This is a genomic window from Roseateles sp. P5_E1 (assembly GCF_054049335.1).
The window spans coordinates 1-500 of sequence record NZ_JBFUMN010000542.1 but is presented as its reverse complement, the minus strand read 5'-3'; the positions used below and the strand labels follow the sequence as shown (position 1 = coordinate 500).

Annotated in this window: 1 protein-coding gene; it reads right to left on the bottom strand. The window is 68.4% G+C overall.

What is annotated here, in order from left to right; translation table 11 throughout:
- On the bottom strand, window positions 1-384 hold a 384-nt coding region (locus ACXJKJ_RS32545; protein WP_457395905.1), incomplete at its 3' end, for a glycoside hydrolase family 3 N-terminal domain-containing protein.
- Between the last annotated feature and the right edge of the window lie 116 nt (window positions 385-500).

The window sequence follows — 500 nt, the reverse complement described above, 5'->3', positions numbered from 1 at the left end:
GTGTACGGCCAGGTGCTTGGCCGTTGCGTCGAGCTTGCGGTACACCGGGTCGTCGCCCTGCAGGCCGTGCACGAAGGCCACGCCCATGCGCGCGGTCAGGTACGGGTCTTCTCCGTAGGTTTCCTGGCCCCGGCCCCACCGCGGATCGCGGAAGATGTTGATGTTCGGCGACCAGTAGGTCAGGCCCTGGTAGCGGCCATGCGACCCCTCGCGTATGAACTGGTGATGCTTGGCGCGCGCCTCGTCGCTGATGGTGGTCGCAACCTGCGCCATCAACGGCACGTCGAAGGTGGCCGCCAGCCCGATTGCCTGCGGGAAGACGGTGGCCTGCCCTGCCCTCGCCACACCGTGCAGGCCTTCGTTCCACCAGTCGTAGGCCGGCACGCCCAGACGCTCGATGGCGGGCGCGGCGTTCTACATCTGGGCGGCCTTTTCCTCCAGGGTCATCTGCCCCACCAGCGCGGCGGCGCGGGTTTCAAAGCTGGCCGAGGTGTCCAGCC